At 47.6% G+C, this 20700-nt stretch carries 21 protein-coding genes and 1 tRNA gene; 2 read left to right on the forward strand and 20 right to left on the reverse strand.

Annotated features, from left to right (window positions below; all coding sequences use genetic code 11):
* Positions 1–17: 17 nt before the first annotated feature.
* Positions 18–443, reverse strand: coding sequence for a hypothetical protein (locus tag BUC50_RS07600; RefSeq protein ID WP_013048833.1), 426 nt, complete (start codon positions 441–443; stop codon positions 18–20).
* Positions 444–542: 99 nt separating this feature from the next.
* Here BUC50_RS07600 and BUC50_RS07605 point away from each other — a divergent pair.
* Positions 543–617: transfer RNA gene (locus BUC50_RS07605), tRNA-Val, on the forward strand.
* A 142-nt stretch (positions 618–759) separates the two neighbouring features.
* On the opposite strand, the gene BUC50_RS07610 is transcribed toward BUC50_RS07605, so the two are convergent.
* Genes BUC50_RS07610 through BUC50_RS07675 form a run of 14 tightly spaced genes read right to left on the reverse strand, consistent with a single transcriptional unit; the run spans position 760 to position 15229 of the window.
* Entirely contained in the window at positions 760–2046 is a 1287-nt protein-coding gene (locus tag BUC50_RS07610) for an adenylosuccinate synthase (RefSeq protein WP_013048834.1), read from the reverse strand.
* Positions 2047–2048: 2 nt separating this feature from the next.
* Positions 2049–3080: a divergent polysaccharide deacetylase family protein gene (locus BUC50_RS07615; RefSeq protein ID WP_013048835.1), complete on the reverse strand. Its 1032-nt coding sequence runs from the start codon at positions 3078–3080 to the stop codon at positions 2049–2051.
* Positions 3081–3095: 15 nt separating this feature from the next.
* Entirely contained in the window at positions 3096–4304 is a 1209-nt protein-coding gene (locus BUC50_RS07620; RefSeq protein WP_286677306.1) for a S41 family peptidase, read from the reverse strand.
* A gap of 36 nt (positions 4305–4340) precedes the next feature.
* The gene (locus BUC50_RS07625; RefSeq protein WP_273015352.1) at positions 4341–5555 is read right to left on the reverse strand and encodes a murein hydrolase activator EnvC family protein; all 1215 of its coding nucleotides are present in this window, start codon (positions 5553–5555) and stop codon (positions 4341–4343) included.
* Positions 5556–5582: 27 nt separating this feature from the next.
* Positions 5583–6467, reverse strand: a complete 885-nt coding sequence (locus BUC50_RS07630) for a cell division protein FtsX (protein ID WP_013048838.1) — start codon at positions 6465–6467, stop codon at positions 5583–5585.
* Entirely contained in the window at positions 6454–7149 is a 696-nt protein-coding gene (locus BUC50_RS07635; protein ID WP_013048839.1) for a cell division ATP-binding protein FtsE, read from the reverse strand. Before BUC50_RS07635 ends, BUC50_RS07630 begins: the two co-directional genes overlap by 14 nt.
* A 2-nt stretch (positions 7150–7151) precedes the next feature.
* The gene (locus BUC50_RS07640; protein WP_013048840.1) at positions 7152–8105 is read right to left on the reverse strand and encodes a transketolase family protein; all 954 of its coding nucleotides are present in this window, start codon (positions 8103–8105) and stop codon (positions 7152–7154) included.
* Positions 8102–8941, reverse strand: coding sequence for a transketolase (locus BUC50_RS07645; RefSeq protein ID WP_013048841.1), 840 nt, complete (start codon positions 8939–8941; stop codon positions 8102–8104). Before BUC50_RS07645 ends, BUC50_RS07640 begins: the two co-directional genes overlap by 4 nt.
* A complete protein-coding gene (csaB, locus tag BUC50_RS07650) occupies positions 8925–9944 on the reverse strand; it encodes a polysaccharide pyruvyl transferase CsaB (RefSeq protein WP_013048842.1) in 1020 nt (339 codons plus the stop codon). The genes BUC50_RS07645 and csaB overlap by 17 nt, the downstream gene beginning before the upstream one ends.
* A complete protein-coding gene (locus tag BUC50_RS07655; protein WP_013048843.1) occupies positions 9941–11860 on the reverse strand; it encodes a DUF5693 family protein in 1920 nt (639 codons plus the stop codon). The genes csaB and BUC50_RS07655 overlap by 4 nt, the downstream gene beginning before the upstream one ends.
* Positions 11857–12462, reverse strand: a complete 606-nt coding sequence (locus BUC50_RS07660) for a Maf family protein (RefSeq protein WP_013048844.1) — start codon at positions 12460–12462, stop codon at positions 11857–11859. Before BUC50_RS07660 ends, BUC50_RS07655 begins: the two co-directional genes overlap by 4 nt.
* Complete coding sequence (locus tag BUC50_RS07665) at positions 12447–12695, reverse strand: DUF4321 domain-containing protein (RefSeq protein ID WP_013048845.1); 249 nt, start codon at positions 12693–12695, stop codon at positions 12447–12449. The genes BUC50_RS07660 and BUC50_RS07665 overlap by 16 nt, the downstream gene beginning before the upstream one ends.
* 6 nt (positions 12696–12701) lie before the next feature.
* Positions 12702–13505, reverse strand: a complete 804-nt coding sequence (locus BUC50_RS07670) for an undecaprenyl-diphosphate phosphatase (protein ID WP_013048846.1) — start codon at positions 13503–13505, stop codon at positions 12702–12704.
* Positions 13502–15229 carry a ribonuclease J gene (locus BUC50_RS07675; RefSeq protein WP_013048847.1) on the reverse strand — a complete coding sequence of 576 codons (1728 nt, stop codon included), beginning with the start codon at positions 15227–15229 and terminating at the stop codon, positions 13502–13504. Before BUC50_RS07675 ends, BUC50_RS07670 begins: the two co-directional genes overlap by 4 nt.
* A gap of 95 nt (positions 15230–15324) precedes the next feature.
* On the opposite strand from BUC50_RS07675, the gene greA reads away from it, so the two are divergent.
* Positions 15325–15816, forward strand: a complete 492-nt coding sequence (gene greA / locus BUC50_RS07680) for a transcription elongation factor GreA (protein WP_013048848.1) — start codon at positions 15325–15327, stop codon at positions 15814–15816.
* A gap of 29 nt (positions 15817–15845) precedes the next feature.
* Here the strand turns inward: greA and BUC50_RS07685 are convergent, their stop codons facing one another.
* The 5 genes from BUC50_RS07685 to BUC50_RS07705 form a co-directional block, all read right to left on the reverse strand.
* Positions 15846–16802 (reverse strand): D-alanine--D-alanine ligase family protein, encoded by a 957-nt coding sequence (locus BUC50_RS07685; protein ID WP_169302816.1) that lies wholly within the window; start codon positions 16800–16802, stop codon positions 15846–15848.
* Positions 16803–16844: 42 nt separating this feature from the next.
* On the reverse strand, positions 16845–18515 hold the full coding sequence (locus BUC50_RS07690; protein ID WP_013048850.1) for an LPS-assembly protein LptD: 1671 nt from the start codon (positions 18513–18515) through the stop codon (positions 16845–16847).
* The gene (locus BUC50_RS07695) at positions 18503–19060 is read right to left on the reverse strand and encodes a hypothetical protein (protein WP_273312447.1); all 558 of its coding nucleotides are present in this window, start codon (positions 19058–19060) and stop codon (positions 18503–18505) included. Before BUC50_RS07695 ends, BUC50_RS07690 begins: the two co-directional genes overlap by 13 nt.
* Positions 19061–19136: 76 nt before the next feature.
* Positions 19137–19574: a hypothetical protein gene (locus BUC50_RS07700; protein WP_013048852.1), complete on the reverse strand. Its 438-nt coding sequence runs from the start codon at positions 19572–19574 to the stop codon at positions 19137–19139.
* A gap of 44 nt (positions 19575–19618) precedes the next feature.
* Complete coding sequence (locus BUC50_RS07705; protein WP_013048853.1) at positions 19619–20698, reverse strand: hypothetical protein; 1080 nt, start codon at positions 20696–20698, stop codon at positions 19619–19621.
* Positions 20699–20700: the final 2 nt, after the last annotated feature.

Consider the following 20700-nt stretch of genomic DNA (forward strand, 5'->3'; position numbering starts at 1 on the left):
TGATTCTGTGGGCGCCATCACCCCCAAGTTTGAGAATTAACCATGTCCTTCGCCTTATTGACTAAAGGAGCAAGGTCTTTAATTTTGGGATCCCAGACTGCACCGGGCACATAAGAATACACTTCAAGAAAACCTCTGAAACCCCAAAAAAATGTTTTGACTTTCTTTTTAAAGGTCGGGATCTGTTCGATGAAAAGAAATCTTTGGGTCATTACATCAGGCAAGGGCTTCCACGTAGAAAAGATATCTGCTGCATCACGTACTCCCTGATGGGCCCAGACTACATAGTCGTATGCGTAGTATCGGCCGACTTCTCCTAAAAAGGAATCTTTTACGAAGGTTATCTTTCGAGATACACCCTTCATCTGCTTATAAGACCAGGGTTCGAATCCCCAATAGGTCCATAAATCCATGCTTTTATCTAAAAAAGACATGTCAACCATCTACGATCACCCCTGTGCGAATATTATACAACATACAAATAATTTTTTTCGCTGTGGGTTGAAATAATGAAGCAAGACAGCTATAATACGCTCTGTCGTGGGTGACTAGCTCAGTGGAAGAGCGCTTCCTTCACACGGAAGAGGTCACAGGTTCGAACCCTGTGTCGCCCACCATTTCTTTTTTAAATGTACTAATTTATTATAACTCCATTTCGATAGAAATATTTATCTTTTTTAGTTTTTTATAAAAATAGCGCACATATAAAATGCGGACACCCATATGATATGGGAGTCCGCATTTTATCCAGCCTTTTTATTAAAGACCTCTGAGTATAGTTTGGCTTCGCCCTGGCCCAACGCCTATGAGCTGTACCGGAACCCCTGTTTCTTTTTCTATATACTCTACATATCGTCGAGCCGCTTCGGGCAGCTTTTCGAAGTCTCTGCATCCAGAGATATCCTCTTTCCAGCCGTCCAAAGTGGTGTAAACTGGCGAAGCTTTTGCTAGCAGGGAAGTATTCGTCAGATAGTTTTCATGCTTCTCCCCATTCACCTCATAATGAGTACATATCTTGATTTTTTCAAAACCTGTCAAAACATCAAGTTTCGTGAGAGCTATGGAACTCATGCCATTTACACGCACTGCGTATTTAAGAGCTACCATATCAAGCCATCCGCAACGGCGTGGTCGACCTGTGGTCGCACCATATTCTCCGCCCCTATCCCGTAAAGTCTGGCCATGGTCCCCAAGGTCCTCTGTAGGGAAGGGGCCTTCCCCCACCCTTGTACAATAGGCCTTAACGACACCGATAACCCTGTCAACATCTGACGGACCTACTCCTAATCCTACACAGCCTCCAGCAGCAATGGGGGAAGAACTTGTTACGAAGGGATATGTTCCGTGATCAACGTCAAGGAGGGTTCCCTGGGCTCCTTCGAATAAAATCCCTTTACCTTCAAGCATCGCTTCCCTCAATGCCAAGGATACATCGGCAACATAGGGTTCCAGGGCTTTGCCCCAGGCTCGGGCCTGGGCATATATGTCATCAAAGGCTACTGGCTCCGCATTATAGACTTTCGTCAGCAAAAGATTTTTCAGCTCAAGGTTAAAGGAAAGTTTTTCCCGCAATATATCGGGATCAAAAAGATCTTCAATGCGAATTCCGCAACGATTGAATTTATCAACATAACAGGGTCCAATGCCCCGTCCCGTTGTCCCTATCTTTTTATCCTTGCTCCTGAACTGCTCGTCAGCTTTATCAAGTATTTTGTGGTAAGGCATTACTACATGAGCCGACCCGCTTATCATCAGACGAGCCCTATCTTTTCCCTGTTCCTGAAGGGTGTGGAGCTCCTTAAGGAGCTGTTCCGGATCCACCACGACTCCATTTCCCACTACACATAATTTACAAGGATAAAGCATCCCTGACGGCAAAAGGTGGAATACGTATTTTTCATCTTCGACAATCACCGTGTGCCCGGCGTTGGCCCCTCCCTGGTAACGGGCGAAAACCTCCACCCGATTCCCCAGAGCGTCAACTACACGCCCTTTACCCTCATCACCCCACTGGGCTCCTATAATAATCTCTACTCGTCCTTTCACTTTCAAGGCCTCCTCATCGTGCCCTTTTCTTCTTCGAGAAGTTCAGGCACCGTTACAAATTTTACGACGTTTATATTAGAATCGCAAAGTTCCTGTAAAAAAGGGATTGTATCAGGTCTGTTATGGCATATTGCCAAAACCCATCCTCTTCTCTTCGCGATAGTAATCGCCCTCTGAAATTGTTTTCTCATAAATTCAATATCTTTTTCATGGTCAAGAAACACTGAATTATACACTGCTGGAATCCCATAACAAAGGGCCATATCATAGGCAACAGAACACGAAGAGGTGCGACTGTCAACAAAAACCTTTTCTAATGGCCTAAGGGTTTCCATCAAGGCTTCCATTGTTTTCTTATCACTTGTGGCTTTCGAGCCTCTGTGATTGTTCATCCCCACTGCACCTGGCAAAAGGGCAAAAACGTCCCGCACCACTTTAGAGAGCGCCGGAGCCGACATACCAACTCCTATAAGTGAGGCTCCCTGGGACTTGTCTGCCAATGCTTCCATAGGCATGTGCACTAAATAAGGAATATTTTTTGACGCGGCAAGCCGGGCTGTTTCATGAGTGAATCGTTGATAGGGAATAATGGCCCACGTAACAGGGAGATCTATAGCCGCAATTTTTTCTGCCAGCGAATAGGAAAAACCAAAGTCATCAATTACGATAGCAATTACAGGAAGCGGCTCCCCCTCATCTCTATTCTCACCTTCTGCCTCTGCCTTGATTTCTGTATTAATCTCTTTTTCGCGGTCAAAGTTAGAGTGTGTAACAATATCACCACTAGAGGCAGAACCAAATGCAGGCTCAGATTGTGATTCCATCACGCTCTTCTTGTCTTTCCATAGATCAGCAGACAGAGGCTCAGTCTTCTTTTCTGATGATATAGGGATCGGCACTTGCCGCACATCATGCTTTTTCTCTTGTTTAGTCGATGTTAAAAGAAAAAGAGCTAAAAATAAAACAAAAACGCTAGACAGGATAAAGAGGAGGTCAATGGACCTCCCCCTTTTTTTCCATCTTTTTTTCACCATAAATTTTTCCTCTGATTACTTCTTCAAAAAAGGAGACGTTCCTTTTTCAAGCTTCACGAGCTCTTCTATAGCACGTTTCAACTGCACGTCCTTTTTGCGATCCGGATTGTATTCCCCCTCCACAGCAATCTGAGGGGTCAAGCCGATGTTGTCTATCACCTTATTTGAAGGAGTGTGATATCGAGCTATGGTAACATAAAGCCCCGAACCGTCTGACAGGTTGAAGAGGGTTTGTACAGACCCTTTCCCAAAGCTCTTCTTTCCAACGACCACTGCTCTCTCATGGTCCATAAGGGCTCCTGCCACTATTTCGGATGCGCTCGCACTGCCTTCGTTGATCAACACAACCAGAGGGAGCTCTGTCAATACCCCCGGCCGGGCATACAGCTTATCGTTCGCCCGTTCTACACGGCCTTCCATTCCCACCACCAGGCTCCCATCGAGGAAAAGATCGCTTACATCCACTGCAGCGCTTAGAAGGCCGCCACCATTGTTGCGAAGGTCAAGGATCAGCCCCTTAGCGCCCTTTCCCTCAAGCTCAACAATGGCGGATCGCACTTCATCCCCTGTTTTCTGCTTAAACTGTGAAAGTCTTATATATCCTGTGTCTTTTTCAAACATTTCCGAACGGACGGAAACAAGCTTAATGTTTTCTCTCATCAAATCAAAACGAAGCAATTTTTCTTCGCCCTCGCGGCGCACCCAGATAATCACAGAGGTACCTGCCGCGCCACGAAGACGTTTTACCACTTGCTGGGATTCCCAGCCAATAATAACATCTTCGCCTATCTTGACTATTTCGTCTCCCGGCTTCAATCCGGCCCTGTCAGCAGGCGTATCTTCTATGGGGCTAATGACCAAGGTCTTTCCATCCCTATGACCAAGATAAATGCCGAGTCCCCCGTATTCACCCTCCATTTCAATCTCTTCTTCCTTCAGTTCTTCGGGGCTTACGAATCGGGTATAAGGGTCGCCGTAGGCCTGAACAAGGCCTTTCATTGCACCGTAGACAAGGTCCCTTTCTTCTTTTTTCTTTTCTTCGCTATCTATCTGGTAAGTTTCTATAATAGCCCGGGCCTGCTTTATAAGCCAGAGGCTTTCAAGTTTGAAAGGCACGAAACGGGCCAGATCCTCCAAGTCTGAAGCATGGGCTCCCAAAAGAACTCCTGTAAGAACTACCCCTAAAATCAGTCCGAAGGCAACGCCTCTTAATCGTTTGAACATGCTATGTCTTTGCTCCTTTTCTCGTTACTGAGATGGTTATTGCAAATATTTCATCGGATCCCGCGCGTCGCCATTAACACGCACTTCGAAATGGAGGTGGGGCCCCGTACTCACCCCGGTACTTCCAACATGGCCGATCACTTGCCCCTTTGACACTCCCTGTCCTTCATCTACACCTGTGCTGGATAGGTGGGCATATACAGTGCTCAAATCCCTGCCATGATCTATAATAATGATCTGTCCGTAGCCTCGAAGCCACCCAACATAGAGAACTTCTCCGGGACCTGCTGCTCTTACCGCTGTTCCTCTTGGTGCCCTGATATCGATCCCCGTATGCATAGTCGTTGTTTTAAAAACAGGATGAACCCTCTTGCCAAAGGTTTCTGAGACTTCTCCTCGAAGAGGCCAATCCAGCCGTCCCCCGACAGGGACATAGGCAATAACTCTTGTAGGCTTCTCATTACGTTCGCGTTCTTTGGCAATAAGCTCCTGTTTCTGACGCATAAGACGGCGAATCGTATTTCCTACTTCCTGCTGGGCCTGCTGAAGTTCCCGGGCCGCCTGCTCATGAAGAGCTTTTTCCTTCCTTAACTTTCCCAAAAGGGCATTTCTTTTCTCTATCTCTGCCTTATAACGCTTCCGTTCGCCCTGCAGTTTTTTCTCCTGAGACTCAAAAAGGGCCTTCTGTTCCTCAAGTTCCTTTTTAGATGCCTCTATTTTCTCCCGGCTAAGGGCCAGGTCATCGATCATTTTTTCATCTTCTCTGGCTATTTTACCAAGAAGTATAGAAGTAGACATAGCTTCATGAGCCGTTGATGCTGTTAAAAGAAGATCTATTTCTGCCATTCCTCCGTATTTGTAGATGGCAACAAAACGCTCTCTCAAATATCCTTTTATTTCCTCTATTCGAGCATCTGTTTTTTTTATGTCTTCGTTCAGTTCCTTTATTCTTCGCTGTGCCTTGGCCTGCTTTAATTCCAAAACCTTGATCTGCTGTTCTGTCTTTTGCTTTTTCTGATCGTATTGGGTAATCTGGCCGAGGATGCCCCTCTCCTTTTCTCCTGCTTTTTTAATGAGGTCTTCGTAATAAGCAGCTCTCCGTTCAATAATCGTCATACGCCGCTCTTCTTCTGCTATCTGCTGTTCAAGCTCCTGAGTGGTAAGAGCGAAAATAGGTGGTGTTAAACAACAAAAAATATAAAAAGCCGCTAGAAGGATACCGAATAAAAGTTTTTTTGTGAAGCACTTCAAGGGATCACTCCCCCTTTCTCCTTCACATTAAAGAGGTTTTTCTGCCACACGCACAAAACGACTCACTGCAAACCAGCTGCAAACCCAGCCTAGGGTTGTTCCTATTCCCAAAAGGAGCAGGTAGAATTTTAAAAGAAATTCCGGCTGGGCAATTAGCTGGACAAAGGGAAGAGTCGTCCATATGGCTTCTCTCGCAGTCGAATAGGATCCAGCAACAGCGAGAGCTGCCAGTAACGCTCCCAAAGATCCCAGGATCATGCCCTGCAAGACAAAGGGGAGAGAAATATATGTCTTAGTCGCTCCCACCAATACCATTACCTGTATCTCTTCTTTACGGGAATATAAAGAGATCCTGATGGTGTTATAAACCACAAGAGCGCTGATGATCAGTGCAAGACTCAAGACAACGACGGATATTTTAGATACCATGAGGGAAATGCGAGATAGCTTTTCTGCTAATTTTCCCGCATATACAAGTTCATCAACTTCAGGCATAGCTGTCAGTTTTCGAACAAGAGGAGCCACATCCCCAGCCCGTTTCACTTTAACTTCTACGCTCCATGGCAATGGATTTTCTCCTAAAAGGGTTACTGCCCTGGCCTTGGTGCCTAATTTGGCCCGTAAACGCTCAAGGGCTTCCTCGGGAGATACGGCCTTGGCGTAGGTTACATAGGGAATTGTTTTAATTTGTTCTGCCGTTTTCTGAATCTGACCGCCCTCTTTAAAATAGACCTGAACCACCAGCTCACTTTCAACTTTGGATACCATAGATCGGACGTTCAAAGAAAAAAGAGCGGACATCCCTAGCAAATAAATCACTGCCCCTGCGGTAATGAGCGTAAGAATGCTAAGTCCCCAGTGTCGAAAAACCAACCTGAATGTATCACGAAGGGCGTATCTAAAGCTCGCCATCTATAAGATACCTCCCTTTCTCTTCATCTCGGACAATGCGGCCTTCCTGAAGTTCAACAACTCTCTGACGGTAGGCATCCACAAGATATTGATCATGGGTGGCCATTATGACAGTGGCTCCGGCGGCATTCAACGCCACAAGCAGCCTCATAACATCCTCTGCCGTATGGATGTCGAGGTTTCCTGTAGGCTCGTCCGCTATAAAAATAGCGGGAGAGTTAGCCATTGCCCTGGCAATCGCCACCCGCTGCTGTTCTCCTCCCGAAAGCTGGGGGGGGTACAAAAAACGGCGTCGCCACAATCCAACCTGGTCGACTACCTCGTTGGTGCGTTTTTGTACCATTCTTCGAGGCATTCCCATGGATTCCAGAACAAAAGCTACATTCTCCCAGGCTGTCAAATGGGGAAGAAGTTTAAAATCCTGAAAGACAACGCCAAGATACCGGCGATAGTAGGGCAACTGTGAAGCCCTGAGCTTTCTCAAGTTCTGGTCACCAACGGTCACCTGACCACGAGTTTGAATGAGTTCTCTGGTTATAAGCCTCATAAGAGTCGTTTTTCCAGATCCCGTGGTTCCCACAAGGTATACAAATTCTCCCTGCATTATGGAAAGATAGACATCTTCGAGAGCTACAATGTCCGGTTGGAATATTTTAGTGACCCCTGCGAGACGTATATCCATTCTTACCTCCTGCGCATCGTCCATACCTGTACAGCCGCACTAACTATCTGGCTGGAAGTGAGGCCATAATACTCCTGCAATTCTTCGGCTCTTCCGCTTTGCCCAAACTTGTTATCAACTGCCACAAATTTAACCGGAGCAGGGTAACTTCGACAGACAAGACTGGCAATGGCATCGCCCAATCCGCCATGAAGCAAATGCTCTTCCGCTACTACACAGCATCCTGTTCGATGGATAGATTCCAATATCTGCTGGGCTGGAAGAGGGTTGACACTATAACAGTCTATCACTTCCGCACACAGATCCTGCTGTGCCAATATTTTTGCTGCCTTCAATGCCTCGTGAACCATAATACCACACGCACAAATGGTCACTTCTGTCCCCTCTTTTAAGACTCGGCCGCCTCCCAAAGAAAAATTAGCGTCGTCATTATCGTATAAAAGGGGCAATTCGGGACGCCCAAGACGTATGTAAACCGGTCTATTAAGTTCTGCCGCCCCTTTAATAAGAGCAAAAGCCGAGTTGTAATCTGATGGAACCAAAACACCCATACCAGGCAAAACTCGCATTAAAGCTATGTCTTCAAGCATCTGGTGGGTAGCGCCGTCCTCCCCCACAGTGACTCCTCCATAAGAAGCTATGAGCTTCACTGGAAGACCGGGAATGGCAATAGTCTCTCTAATTTCATCATAGGCCCTTCCAACAAGAAATGACGCTAATGATGAAACAAATACCCGAAAATTAGCGAGGCTCAGACCTGCGGAAGTAAGTATCATATTCTGCTCGGCAATACCCATATTGAAATAACGGTTGGAGCGAAGATTGCGAGCTGCGTCTTTGAATGCCGGCGCACCAACATCTCCATCTATAACAACGAGATCATCATATAGAGCGGCAAGTTCCACAAGCGCTGGCCCATAGGCATCCCGCGTGCTCTTGTTCAATGTTTCCGTCATAGCTTCATCCCCCCTGAATCCAGCTCACCAAGAGCCTTGTCTACAAGATCCCGGGTTATAACAACCGACCGGTCAAGAAGCTGTCCCTCCAGAAAGGAGACCCCTTTTCCTATTACCGTTTTTGCAATAATGACCAGAGGCTTGCCTGGTACGCCACAGGAGAGGGCATAATCCAAACTTGAAAAATCATGACCGTCGGCACAAACAACATGCCAGCCAAAAGCCTGAAATTTAGCATTAAGAGGCTCGATAGACAAAATTTTTTCCACTATGCCTTCCATTTGAACTTCATTGCGATCTATGATCATAATAAGATTATCAAGCTGATAATGGGCTGCAGACATAGCGGATTCCCAAATGGCCCCCTCCTGCAATTCCCCATCCCCTGCCAGACAGAAGACCCTGCTTTGAGAACCCCTCAGCCTGAGGCCGAGAGCGATGCCATTCGCCACACCTAACCCCATGCCAAGGGAGCCACTCGACGCATCTATCCCTGGCGTTCGTTTCGCCAGGGGGTGTCCCTGCAACATGGCGCCGAGCCGCCTATAATTCCATAGTTCATCTCTGCTAAAAAAACCGCGGTTAGCAAGAGCAGAGTATAAAGCGGGGCAACCGTGGCCTTTACTTAAAACAAGCCTGTCCCGCTCCTCCCAGTTCGGATTTTCAGAATTCGTTTTCAGAACCTTCCAATACAGCCAGGCCATTATATCCACGATAGAAAGGGATGATGCCATGTGGCCAGAACGGGCAACCCCGATCATCCGAACCACATCTTTCCGAATCAAAGCCGCGGCTTCTTCGAGTAAAACCTGTTCTTCCTTAGGAAGTTTTTTCATGGAAGCTCATCTCCTTCCAAGTTTTTTCCATTGATCGGCCACATTCCTGCCTGACGTAAGCGACCCGCTCAAGGCCTGATACGGGCCATGGAACAAGGGGCAGGTCTTTATTACTGAGAAGAGGAATCCCCCAATTTTTAGCAAAAGCTTCGACTTTGGGATCGTAAGGAACTGCGACAACTGGACATCCGGCTAACAGGGAAATCATGCAAAAATGCAAGCGCATTCCCACCGCCTGTCCTCCCAGACTCCAGATTTCCTCTATCTCCCTCCAATTTCGCACAAGGCGTATATCTTTACAGGGCAATAGTCCTGAAGCGGAAAAAGATCGTAACAGCTGTACATCCTCAGGCGCCATACCTACTCCTATTACAGGAAGAGCGTGTTGCCGGGCATACCGTGCCACAGTCTTTGCGGTCAGAACTGATAAATCCCCTTCCCAAGGACGAAGATTCACAAGCAATGCCAAAGGTGCATTTTCTTGTTTAGAAAAGGACAGCCCCATAACAAGATCAGGAACAAGCTCTCCGGCAAGGTCCCAGGAGTGAAGTACATCAAGCGATCTCTGATCCCGAACTGTTCTGACCTTGCAGAGGGTCAGGGCATTGCGGGCCAGCCAGGCCCCCATCCCGGTACGAAAAGGGCCGATAGATTGGGCCAGAACTGCCGAAGGACACCCTGCTATCCTAGCCATATGAAGGAGTCCCCAGTAATATACACATGATCGGAGACTTGTGGAATCCTGAAAAAGCCCCCCCCCTCCAAAAAGAAGAACTTCTGAACGTCGAAGGGTACGGTACACCTCCAGAAAACTCCACCGATCCACCGCATGAGTTCCAAAGGAAGACGCTGTTTCCTCAGGGGAGGCAGAGAGCACTACTATTCTCTCCCTTGGAACGCCATTCTTTTCAAGGTAATGAATCGCTGACGTTGCTAAAAGTTCGTCTCCTAAATTGTTGAAACCATAGTACCCTGCAAGAGCTGCTGCGAAGGGACGGCTCAATCCATAATCACTCCTCGCCATCGTTTCCAAAAGGGGCAAAGGATGTAGTGGAAGACAAGAAGCATTAATGTTCCTAAAATAATACCTGTCCACCACCCATTAAACTCTCGCCATAGAATAAAATACAAGGGGGTGTGGAAATGGCAGAAACTATTGACCAGGGATGAAAAGGCCAGGGTCGCAACTAATCTGAAAATTTCACGATACCGCTCCCATAACAGGCTCCTTCTAAAGTAATACCAAAGAAGGAGGGCCGGATACCCCGCAAAAAGCTCCTTATTCCTTGGACGAGCTATCAGGAATCTCTCAAGCATGTCACGCATTGTCACTTCCCAACCAGGAACAAACTGGGCATTTCCACTTCTGAGCAGGACTATAGCAGCGGCAGCGAGAAGACCTCCTATAAGCATAAGTTCCCCCCAGAGAGGCGGTCTGAAAATCACATCTTTTAAAGATTCTGGGTGGACTCGCCGACGCAGATCATGGAGAAGGACGATAAGAAGGGGTAAAAACAACGTCAGTTTAACACCAGAAAACGTCCGCAGCCTCAACATGTAAACGGGGTAACTAAAAAGAGCTGCAATGGCAAGGCCGCCAACAAGGGCGACGAGAAACCCACCCACAAGGCCTTTTAAAGGTTTTTTCCATTCTTCAAGAGCAATAAGAGAGGCCTCAGAAGCAAGCAGCCCCGCGGTGAAAGCCGCAACGATCCTGGCAATGAAAAGGATCTTCCAGACCCCCACCCCGAGAAAAAGTCCTATAACAATAAAAGCGGCGGTCTGAATGAAGCTGACCGTAGTCATTTCAAGAATTTGAAAGCGATCGCCCAAGCGGGCTATCATGAGAAGAAACACAAGGGAACAGGCAATAGCCCCGAATAGGGACATGTTCCACGATGAGAAAGGGTCTGGCCATTGTACCGCTATCTTCTGACCCCTCAGTCCCTGAGATAAACGCTGGATTTCTTTTTCGAAAGCCGCAAGAGGGTCGTCAGTCGCTTCAATAGCTGACGGACGCATGAGTAGAAGGCGCACGCCACGCTCTTTCGCTGCTCTCATCATCCGCTCATAGAGGGTATAACGAGAAATACTGCGGCTAATAATCTCTTCGGTGGTGACACTGTGAAGGGAAAGCAATCCCGGATACATAAGCCAATTCAGCTGGTGGGCTCCGAATTGTCTGGAAAACTCAACCATTGCCACAGGTATACCCGCCTCTTTCAACACATCGGCCAGTGGTCGAAGATCTGGATAACCGGCAGCAAAAAGCCCGGAAGGAGAAACGGCTCGAATCACAGCAGAAAAGTTATCAAGAAGCCCTTCTAAAAGGGCCATTTCATTTTGAGTATCGGGGACAGCGACCGGCGCAACTCTGTACATGACAGGAATTCCCGCAGAAGATGCAAAAAGGAGTCCCGAAAAATCAGGCAACACTCCTGTTTCTAAAAGTTCCTCTAGAGTATGGGGAAGAACATAGACAACTCCTTGTTCTTTGACATATCTGCGGCTCTCCGGAAACCTCACCTGAAGTGCGGAATCATACCATTGGGAGGCAGTAATGTCTGACGGAATCCATAAAGCGGCCGCGCCAAAGGGTTCATGGAGGTCTTTCCCCAAACCGTCCGGCAGACCCGCGACGGTTCCGTAATAAAGAGGAAGAGAGCCGGAAGAGAGATCTTTTCCTACTGTTTCGGATACGATCAGACCAGAAACACCGGCCTCTTTCAGACGGTCAAAGACTATTTCAGGGCTCTGGCTATTTTTCTGAGCCAGAGAGAGCACATCTTTATATTCGATAATAATGCCTGCATCTCTATGCTCTTTTTCCCCTTTCCAACGGGGGGTAAGGGCCAGCCCGGCACAGATAACGGCCAACACAAGAATAAGCAGCGTAAAGTTGCGTTTCGTAAAAGTCATTTCTCCCTCATCCTCCACTGATCTGCCAGAGAAAGCCCCGCCTTCTCAAAAAGACAGCTTAAAGCATATAAAGGCAACCCGACCACGTTGAAATAACAGCCATGAATAGATTGTACAAGAAGGGCGCCCTGTCCCTGTATGGCATAGGAACCAGCCTTATCAAGACCTTCTTCACTTTCGACATAGGCCGACAGGGCATCTTCATCAAGCTGGCGAAAGGTCACCTCCGTACACTCTACATCAGAAAACATCCTGTCGCCAGAACATAAGGCCACCCCGGAATAGACACGGTGCGTTTTTCCATTCAGCAGACGGAGCATTTTCAAAGATTCTTCTCTGTCAGCCGGTTTGCCCAATACCTGACCATCGATGGTTACAATAGTGTCCGAACCTATTACGTAGGCTTCAGGAAAATCAACAGACACCGATAGGGCTTTTGATTCTGCCAGTCGCCTCGCCATAGCCACGGGGTCTTCCTTAGGCAATAAATGTTCATCTACATCTGAAACTATGACATCAAAAGGCCATCCCAGGGACACCAGTAATTCTTTTCGCCGGGGACTCCCCGAAGCTAATATCACTTTTTTTATCGTATGATCCACAATCCCGCAATGCCTCCGATCAGTGTTCCCAAATTAGCGTGGAAGTAGAATTTCAGGCCAAAATCAATCACGGCAAGATTCACGTCGCGAAAATTAAAGCCTACAGATACTATATTACGAAAATACGATGCTGTAGAGGCAAATCCCTGTAAATAAATTCCGATGAGGGTTCCGATTACTATGGAAACGATGAGCATCCACCATCGTTTGGAACTATACTTTCCAATAGCCACATCTACCTACCTCCATAAAACCGACAAAAGACTCACGCTGGCAGGAATAAGACAATAAAAAGCGAATATGCGCCAGCGACCCAACGTTACCATCTTTCGCAAACAGATAAGCGCTCCATACCCCGAAATAAAAGCTATAATAACCCCACCATACCAGAAATCAGGCAGTTGGGTTACCAGACTTTCATTTTTGGTTATATCCATAATTTGGAGTATATTTGCCCCCAAAATAGCGGGAAGAGAGAGAAGAAAAGAGAAGCGGAATGCCTCTTCTGGAGATAGACCCCGTTTCAGCCCCATAACAATGGTAGAGCCAGACCGGGAGATTCCGGGAATAACTGCCAGCCCCTGAGCCACTCCGATCAAAAGACCTGACAGCAAAGATATTTTCCCCTGTCCTCTGGGCAATGTGGAAGCATACCAGAGAAGAAGGGACGTCACCAGAAGCGCCGCTCCCACAAGGGAAGGAACAACCATCCAGCGCTCAACAAGAGGTTTGAGAGGAAAACCGATAAATGCCGTTACAAAGGTACCGCAAATAACGGCCCACCCCAGGCGCCAACCTTCTGACTGACGACCAGAAGAGGAAACAAAACCAACAAGCCACTCACGGAAGAGATAAAGAATATCTCGCCAAAAGAAGCAGGCCGTGGCAACCATCGTACTAAAGTGAAGCAGCAAATCGTAGGTCAGGCTGTTTTCAGTGATACCCCACAAGTTTTGCAGAAGGGCAAGGTGGCCAGAGCTGCTTACAGGAAGAAACTCTGTGAGGCCTTGAACTATTCCAAGAATAAGCGATTCAAAACTCATTTTTCAGGTCGCTCCTCCACCATGGTTATGATAGGTAAAATCATCGGTCTTGCATGTACATAGCGCCGACGCACCACATCCCGCACTCTGCTTTTCACTCGCAGCTCAAGAACATCTTTCTCCACCGCTCTTTTTCTCTTTGCAAAATGTTCAAAGACTCTTTTAATAGCGGCAAGAAGGTCTTCATGAAGACTGGACGCGTCTTCTATGTGGATAAATCCTCGGCTTTCTATATAAGGGATAGAAAGGAGATTCAAATATTTATCAACCACCGCTGAAACAACAATAAAACCATCTTCTGCCAATTCATGACGTTCTTTCATAATGCTGCCTTCCAGTTCTCCCATGGCCACCCCATCGACCATGATCCTTCCTGCCGCCACATGCTCACGCACCTGGGCCCTGGTGCCTGATATGGCAAGCACATCGCCATTCTGCAATACAAATGTATTTTTGGGGGAGATTCCCATTTCCTGAGCTATCTGGGTGTGTCGAACCAGATGCCGGTATTCGCCATGGATAGGCACAAAGTATTTGGGTCTCACGAGATTGATCATAAGACGCAATTCGTCCCGGGCGGCGTGCCCGGAAACATGTATTTCCTTATCTCCCTCATAGATCACTTCACAGCCGCAGGCAAACAGGCGATTAATAGTGCTGCTTACGAGTTTTTCGTTACCCGGCACGGGAGAGGCAAAAATGGCCACCACATCTCGCGCACTCAGCTCTATCTGTTTGTGCTCTCCCTTGCTCATAAGAACAAGTCCGGAGAAAGGTTCCCCCTGGCTTCCCGTAGTCATCACAACAACCTGGTTCGGCGCATACTTATACACGTCAGCCGCAGGGATAATCATCTTATCATCTGCTGACAGATAGCCAAGCTCTCTCGCAAGGGCTACGTAGTTAATCATGCTGCGCCCCACAAAAGCGACCTTTCTGTTAAACCGGCTCGCCGCATCCACAACCTGCTGCACCCTGTGAAGGTTACTGGCAAAAGCCGCTATAATAATACGCTTATTCCGATGGAGGCGGAATATACGATCGAGGGTTCCGCCTATAATAAATTCTGATGATGTGAAACCTTTCTTTTCTGCATTGGTAGAGTCTGAAAGCATGAGAAGAACGCCCTTTTTCCCAGCTTCGGCAAAAGCCGCGTAATCGGTGAGCCGTCCATCAATGGGGGTAGGATCAAGCTTGAAATCCCCTGTATGTACAATGCAGCCCTGGGGGGTCTGAATGACTAGCCCCACACCATCTGGTATGGAGTGACAAACTGAAACGAACTGAACATTGAAACTGCCAAGCCCCGCCTCTTCCCCCGCCTTTACCTCCACAAAATTAGCATTGTAGTCGGGCACTGCCTCCTGTAGTTTATGGCGCACCATTCCAAGGGTAAGACGAGTTCCATAGACCGGGACGTTGAGGCGGGGCAACACAAAGGGAAGAGCGCCAATATGGTCTTCATGGCCGTGGGTAATAATAATCCCCTTAATTTTTTCGCGATTCTCTTCAAGATAAGAAATATCAGGTATGACAAAATCTATGCCTAACATCTCTTCGTCGGGAAACATGAGCCCAGCATCCACAACGAGAATGTCGTCTCCATATTGAAATACATACATATTTTTACCAATTTCGCCAAGTCCACCGAGGGCAAAAACCTTAAGCTGTACCGATTTTTTCTGCTTTCTTGGGCGTCGCCGCACTTTTTTATTATCCGGCATTCATTCACCTCCAATATTTTTATTGCCATAATCAGCATTTTTTGGTATTATTCCAAGTTACTGTAGATTCGTCCCTCTAAAGGAGGTTGGAGAATTTGAGTCGAATTGATTTTGATGGTGCACCTGTAATGACACGAAGCGGCTACGAAAAGCTCACTGCCGAGCTTGTTGAACTCAGAAGCGATGGACGGGCGGAAATATCACGCCAACTGGAAGAAGCAAGATCCTTTGGCGATTTAAGCGAAAACGCAGAGTACGCCGCCGCAAAAGACGAACAATCCAAATTAGAATCACGCATTTCGTGGCTAGAATTTCAGTTGAGCAAAGCTAAAGTAATAGATACTTCAGATGTGGATACCAGCCGTGTCACCCTCGGAACTACCGTCACAATAGAAGATATCACACACAAAAAAGTTTTCACATATACTGTCGTTGGCTCAGAAGAAGCAGACCCTAAAATGAATCACATTTCATCTTCCAGTCCCGTAGGAAAAGCCCTTTTTGGGAAAACAATAGGAGAAGAAGTCCAGGTCAAAGTTCCTAGGGGAATAAGGAATCTGAAAATCGTCAGCATCGCTGTAATGTAATCAATTAAGAGGGCGCATCTCTGCCGCACTTAACGGCAGGCGCTCTTTTTTTCAAGGGACAGACAAACAACATGAGACAGAAAAGCTGGAAAATCATAACCTGCCGCCGCTGCAGCTTTAGGGGTCAGGCTTGTTCCTGTCATTCCTGGAGCAGTATTAACCTCCAGAACCCAGGGAGTGCCCTTTTCTTCAACTCTAAAATCCACTCGTGCGTATCCTTCACAACTAAGGGCTTCAAAGGCACGGCAGGCCATCTGATGGATATCTGAACGTATTGAAGGATCAAAGGGCGCCGGTACTATATAGCGAGTCTTTCCCGGCGTGTATTTTGAATCGTAATCATAAAACCCTTTTTCCGGGCAAATCATTACTTCAGGCAAAGCTTCCAGATACCCTTTCTGTTTCCAGACAGTAACAGCCAGATCCACCCCATCAATATATTTTTCAATGACGCATCGACTATCATATTTCCAGGCCTCGTTAAAAGCATCAGAAAGCCCCTGGCTGTTATGAACAACTGTTACTCCCAGGGTACTTCCACCATTGCAAGGCTTCACAACGACTGAGTGGTGCCTTTCCGCAAAATGCCGCGCCTTCTCAAGAGAAAAGGACGACCCTTTCAGAACAAGAACCCCTTCTGGAGTAGGAACCCCAAAAAGATTCAACAACCCCTTCGTAGCAGCCTTGTCCATAGAGAGGCAACAGGCAAGAGACCCTGACCCGGAGTAGGGCAACCTCAGCGCATCAAGTGCTGACTGCACTCGGCCATCCTCCCCCCAGCTTCCATGGAGAGCGATAAAAACACTATCAATATGACCTGTTTTTCTTAAATCCGACAGTTGACCCAAATCTGTTATGTCAAAGGGGACAACTTTAAATCCCGCTTCTTCCAAAGCAGAAACCACAGCTGCACCGCTCTTGAGAGAAACCTCCCTTTCCGGCCCATCCCCGCCATACAATACCGCAACATTCAACTTTTTATCCACAATGTCATCCTCGTTTCGTTGACCCAGCAAACAGCTCCCCCGCTAAAATGGGAAGGGATTGGAAAGATTTTTATCTCCTAGTGCCATGGGCTTGTCAGGAAAAGCATTAATGATCAGCTTCATACTTACCCAGTCGTCATTTGTCCGACTCAGGTCGTCCCGGTAAAAAAGCTGCCATTTCAGGCAGTCACTCGTGTCATATGTCAAGATGTAGGCACGTTCAAACCATTTCTCGGTGCGTATATTATAAGCGCCGCGTACAGTAAGAGAGAGGTCTCTTCCTATAGGGAAAGCAAATTGCTGATAAAGCTCTTCCAATTCGCCATAGTTATCCCATCTCATCGGGGATCTACCATCTACCCACCGTCTGCGGTACGCCGTCCTCATATCTAAAAAGCCCAGTTTGTATCCGGCTCCCAGAGATAACCATGCAATCTTCTGCTCATCGTCGCCGCCATCATAACTATAATGCCAGTAACTTGAGGTCCAGAAGGGGCGTATTGGTGCCGGATTCCCGACTCCCGAAACAATTATTCCCAGCCCGCTGCGATCCGCTTCAAGAGTTCGACGTCCCCGCCTCTCTTCATAGCTTCCGTAGGTGCCAACCAGCCGCCATTTGGTGTTGACCCACGACATCAGTGGCCATGACGGGCTGTAAATATAGATCTCCGGCTCGCGGTAAAGAAGGTTCTTATAGATTTCACCGCCGCCCTTTTCTATATTAAGAGCCTCCCGCTGAGACCACCAGACCTTAGCCGACCAGCCGTTCCAGCTGCCTTTTACCCCCCAGGAAGGCCTGAATGTCTCTTCATCGGTAGTTTCTTCCCAGGAATATTCAAGATCACCGAAGAAGGAAGCGTTATCCAAGCCTAAAAAATCAAGATTCTGATGGGCTGAAACTGTCCATTCCATATTATTTTTCGTCCAGAAGACAGCCCCCACATGGGCGCCGCCATCTTCCCAGACAATGGGGCCGCTATAACCCAACCCCACGCCTTTATCTGAATCATAAACTATAGAGGGCATAAGTTCAGATTCAAGTTTATTCAGACTAACCACATAGTCAAAAGGATAGGTAAAAAGATATGATTTTCCTATATAAACCTTTGGTTTTTTAGCTACAATGCTTTTACCCGGTATAATGGTCAGTTTTTTTGTGACAACACGGTAGTGGGGATTTTTCTCAGGGCACGTGGTCAGCTCGATGTCGCTCCATTTTCCAATGGTGACCTTTTCTTTTATTCGGCGGGCTGACTTGCTGCTGATCCAACCTTTTTCAGCAGCCTTTTCTGTAGGGGCGAACTCCAGCTTTTCCCCCCGCACAAACAATTGCCCCACACCTGCCGGCATCTCTCCTTTTGCACCTTCCAGAACGCCTTCTTCTGTTGGAAGGTGGTAGAAAAGACTTTCACCGTACAGCTTCTGTGTCCCAGAAATAATAGAGACGCTTTTGCCAGGCAACGCTTTCGCCAGTGCCTCCTGAGACGCAATATCAAAATCTATGGAATCGGCATATATTCTAATGGCTCCATAACGAAGCAAGGCGTTCCCTTCAGCGGTGGCCAGGGATCCCTTTTCATTGTAGGCAACTGTTTCTGCTTCCAGAAACACTTCTGAAGGCTGTGCAGCCCAGCAGATACCTTTTGCCATAATAACAGCGAGGGCCAGTATGAATGCTATTCCGACTGCACTGCCACGAGCTATTCTCTCCACGTCAGAGCGGCCCCCTTCTCCACATAAAATACACCATCTTCTGTGGCGCGCCCATAGTTTCCCCTTAATGTTCCCTGAGTGTGGTCGGCCGAAATTCCTTTTGGGAAAATCCATTCTGCCTTGGCGCTGTTCCACTGAGCCTCAGGTGCTTCCCAGCTCACAGTAAAGGTCTCACTCTCAGTTACACCTTCCGGATTATATAACACGCCGTCTGAAGAGCCCTCATCAAAAACTCCTGAAGGAGCGATAACTCTCCAGCGATTGCCCTCAGAGGTCTTCCCCGTAACCGTAATCTGTTCTGCCGCAATGAGACCGGATTTTCGCTCTGTCCGCTCTGCATGGATATGCCATATGCCGCCAGAAACTTCTTTTTCCATAGAAAGACTTTCAACCACAATAGCTGGTCCCTCTTTTACCACTTTCTTAATGGAATCAGGATCCAGGTGAAGGTCTCTCCAGGCTATCCACCCATAAAAGGCCATAAGGCCAGCAAGAACCAATAGGAAGATATAGATTTTTTTTTTACCGCTGAACCTGCCAGCCATCATTTTCCTCCCCTACAGAACATGGCAGCCCCGGCCGATGTAAAATCGACCCAGGGCTTACCGATTCTTCAGGATATTATAGTCTGAAATCAATTATAGCCGACACTCCTACCCCCTGAACCCTCTTGAATTGCTTCACAGGGTTCTCTGAATCTATAGGGATCAGTATCTTCGTTCTGAGTCTGTCTCTAAAAGTTACTTCAAGCTGAGCCACAGCCTTCGTCTTCTGTATTGCTTCTCCACGCGGGCCAGCCACCTGAGCTGCTCCAATACGGGTTCCAGAACCAAGAGATACGATGGGAACCACCTTCGTATGGCCCTCAACCTTTGCCCCTTTATTAAAGGTGACAGTGTTGATGAAATCGTTAAGGGGACCCGCCACCTGAGAAACAATAAACCCTCCGCCCACTACTCCAATGAGATCGCCCAGGTCTATAGCCCAGGCCATGCCGGACAAAGAGATAACGAAGGCCAGAACCACAGCCGCCAATTTCTTCTTTCCGTATTTCATCATATACTTCAACTCCTTCACTGCTGACGACACCTCGTAAGAAACTATTAGTTGATCGGCGTTAACGTGTCATCATTTGTCGCTGGTGCCTCTGCTACTCCCTGAGTTTCGTTTGTCGACACCGTATCAGATGATCCTTCTTCCGAAACCGCCGCGGGGCGCACCATCCCCTGCAGCCCCGCAGGAACGGGGTAGGCCGATATGCGAACTGTTTCTGCTGTTTCTACAAAAAGCTCGGTGCCCGCAGCAATTTCTTTCGCATCACCTCTAACAAGCATTCCGCCTGCAAGGCCAACAGGACCAAGAAGAATGGCCCCTATGAAACTCGTGCCGGCTGCCGCAATCTGAGCAGATTCCGCTTTTGTTGCCTTATCTGCCTTCTCTCCGATGGTGAGGGCAATCATCTCTGGCCCTAAAGGCAGAAGGGTGTCCGCTCCAATCTTTATTTCCGCCGGGCGTCCGAAACTTCGAGGCTTTGTTACAGATTCTACATGGGCTAAAGCGCGACTGCCAGCTGGAGCCAACAACATGCTTCCCGAAACAAGATCTTCCGCAAGTTCCAGGTGCACATTGTCACCTGCTTTAACAGCTGCCGGGGATAATGTATCCTTAAACTTTACCCGCAATACCTGTCCCTGAGGTATTTCTGCATCTTGCCACGTGACATTTTCAGAAAGGATGAGTCCTAAAATGCGTTCCAATCTCATGGCCACAGGCTTATCTGGATGAGCTGTCCCTTCGAGGATGGTCTCAAGAGAGTCTACACGCCTATTTACCGGACCATAAGCATCCACTTTCTGGTTAATAGCCCACTCGGCCACTCCCAGTTTAAAAATCATAGAAGGCTGGCCGGAGGTTCCTTTTTCAAGAAAATCAAGAATTGCTCTCTGACGTTCGGCGATGCTTCCTGGCAGTTCCCGGCCAAAAAGGTCTTTTTCAATATTACCAAGCCTCTCAATCAAGCCGCCTGACTTTGTTCTGCCGTATAAAATATCTTCAATATGACTCAACGTCTGAAAGGTAGATGTCCCATCATCGGACTGTGCCCAGACAGCAGAACTGGAAACCCCTAAGAACAGGACTATAAGAACCATTACCGCCGTAGACAACTTCAGCATTTTCTTCATTG

This window comes from Aminobacterium sp. EBM-42, from assembly GCF_001896635.1.
In the GTDB taxonomy this organism is placed as follows: Bacteria; Synergistota; Synergistia; order Synergistales; family Aminobacteriaceae; genus Aminobacterium; species Aminobacterium colombiense.

What these genes read in the sequence shown, in the direction of transcription:
- BUC50_RS07600 (WP_013048833.1), bottom strand. Translation starts at nt 443, where the DNA reads ATGGTTGACATGTCTTTTTTAGATAAAAGCATGGATTTATGGACCTAT.
- BUC50_RS07615 (WP_013048835.1), bottom strand. Translation starts at nt 3,080, where the DNA reads ATGGTGAAAAAAAGATGGAAAAAAAGGGGGAGGTCCATTGACCTCCTC.
- BUC50_RS07620 (WP_286677306.1), bottom strand. Translation starts at nt 4,304, where the DNA reads ATGTTCAAACGATTAAGAGGCGTTGCCTTCGGACTGATTTTAGGGGTA.
- BUC50_RS07630 (WP_013048838.1), bottom strand. Translation starts at nt 6,467, where the DNA reads ATGGCGAGCTTTAGATACGCCCTTCGTGATACATTCAGGTTGGTTTTT.
- BUC50_RS07635 (WP_013048839.1), bottom strand. Translation starts at nt 7,149, where the DNA reads ATGGATATACGTCTCGCAGGGGTCACTAAAATATTCCAACCGGACATT.
- BUC50_RS07640 (WP_013048840.1), bottom strand. Translation starts at nt 8,105, where the DNA reads ATGACGGAAACATTGAACAAGAGCACGCGGGATGCCTATGGGCCAGCG.
- BUC50_RS07645 (WP_013048841.1), bottom strand. Translation starts at nt 8,941, where the DNA reads ATGAAAAAACTTCCTAAGGAAGAACAGGTTTTACTCGAAGAAGCCGCG.
- BUC50_RS07655 (WP_013048843.1), bottom strand. Translation starts at nt 11,860, where the DNA reads ATGACTTTTACGAAACGCAACTTTACGCTGCTTATTCTTGTGTTGGCC.
- BUC50_RS07670 (WP_013048846.1), bottom strand. Translation starts at nt 13,505, where the DNA reads ATGAGTTTTGAATCGCTTATTCTTGGAATAGTTCAAGGCCTCACAGAG.
- BUC50_RS07675 (WP_013048847.1), bottom strand. Translation starts at nt 15,229, where the DNA reads ATGCCGGATAATAAAAAAGTGCGGCGACGCCCAAGAAAGCAGAAAAAA.
- BUC50_RS07695 (WP_273312447.1), bottom strand. Translation starts at nt 19,060, where the DNA reads ATGGCTGGCAGGTTCAGCGGTAAAAAAAAAATCTATATCTTCCTATTG.
- BUC50_RS07700 (WP_013048852.1), bottom strand. Translation starts at nt 19,574, where the DNA reads ATGATGAAATACGGAAAGAAGAAATTGGCGGCTGTGGTTCTGGCCTTC.
- BUC50_RS07705 (WP_013048853.1), bottom strand. Translation starts at nt 20,698, where the DNA reads ATGAAGAAAATGCTGAAGTTGTCTACGGCGGTAATGGTTCTTATAGTC.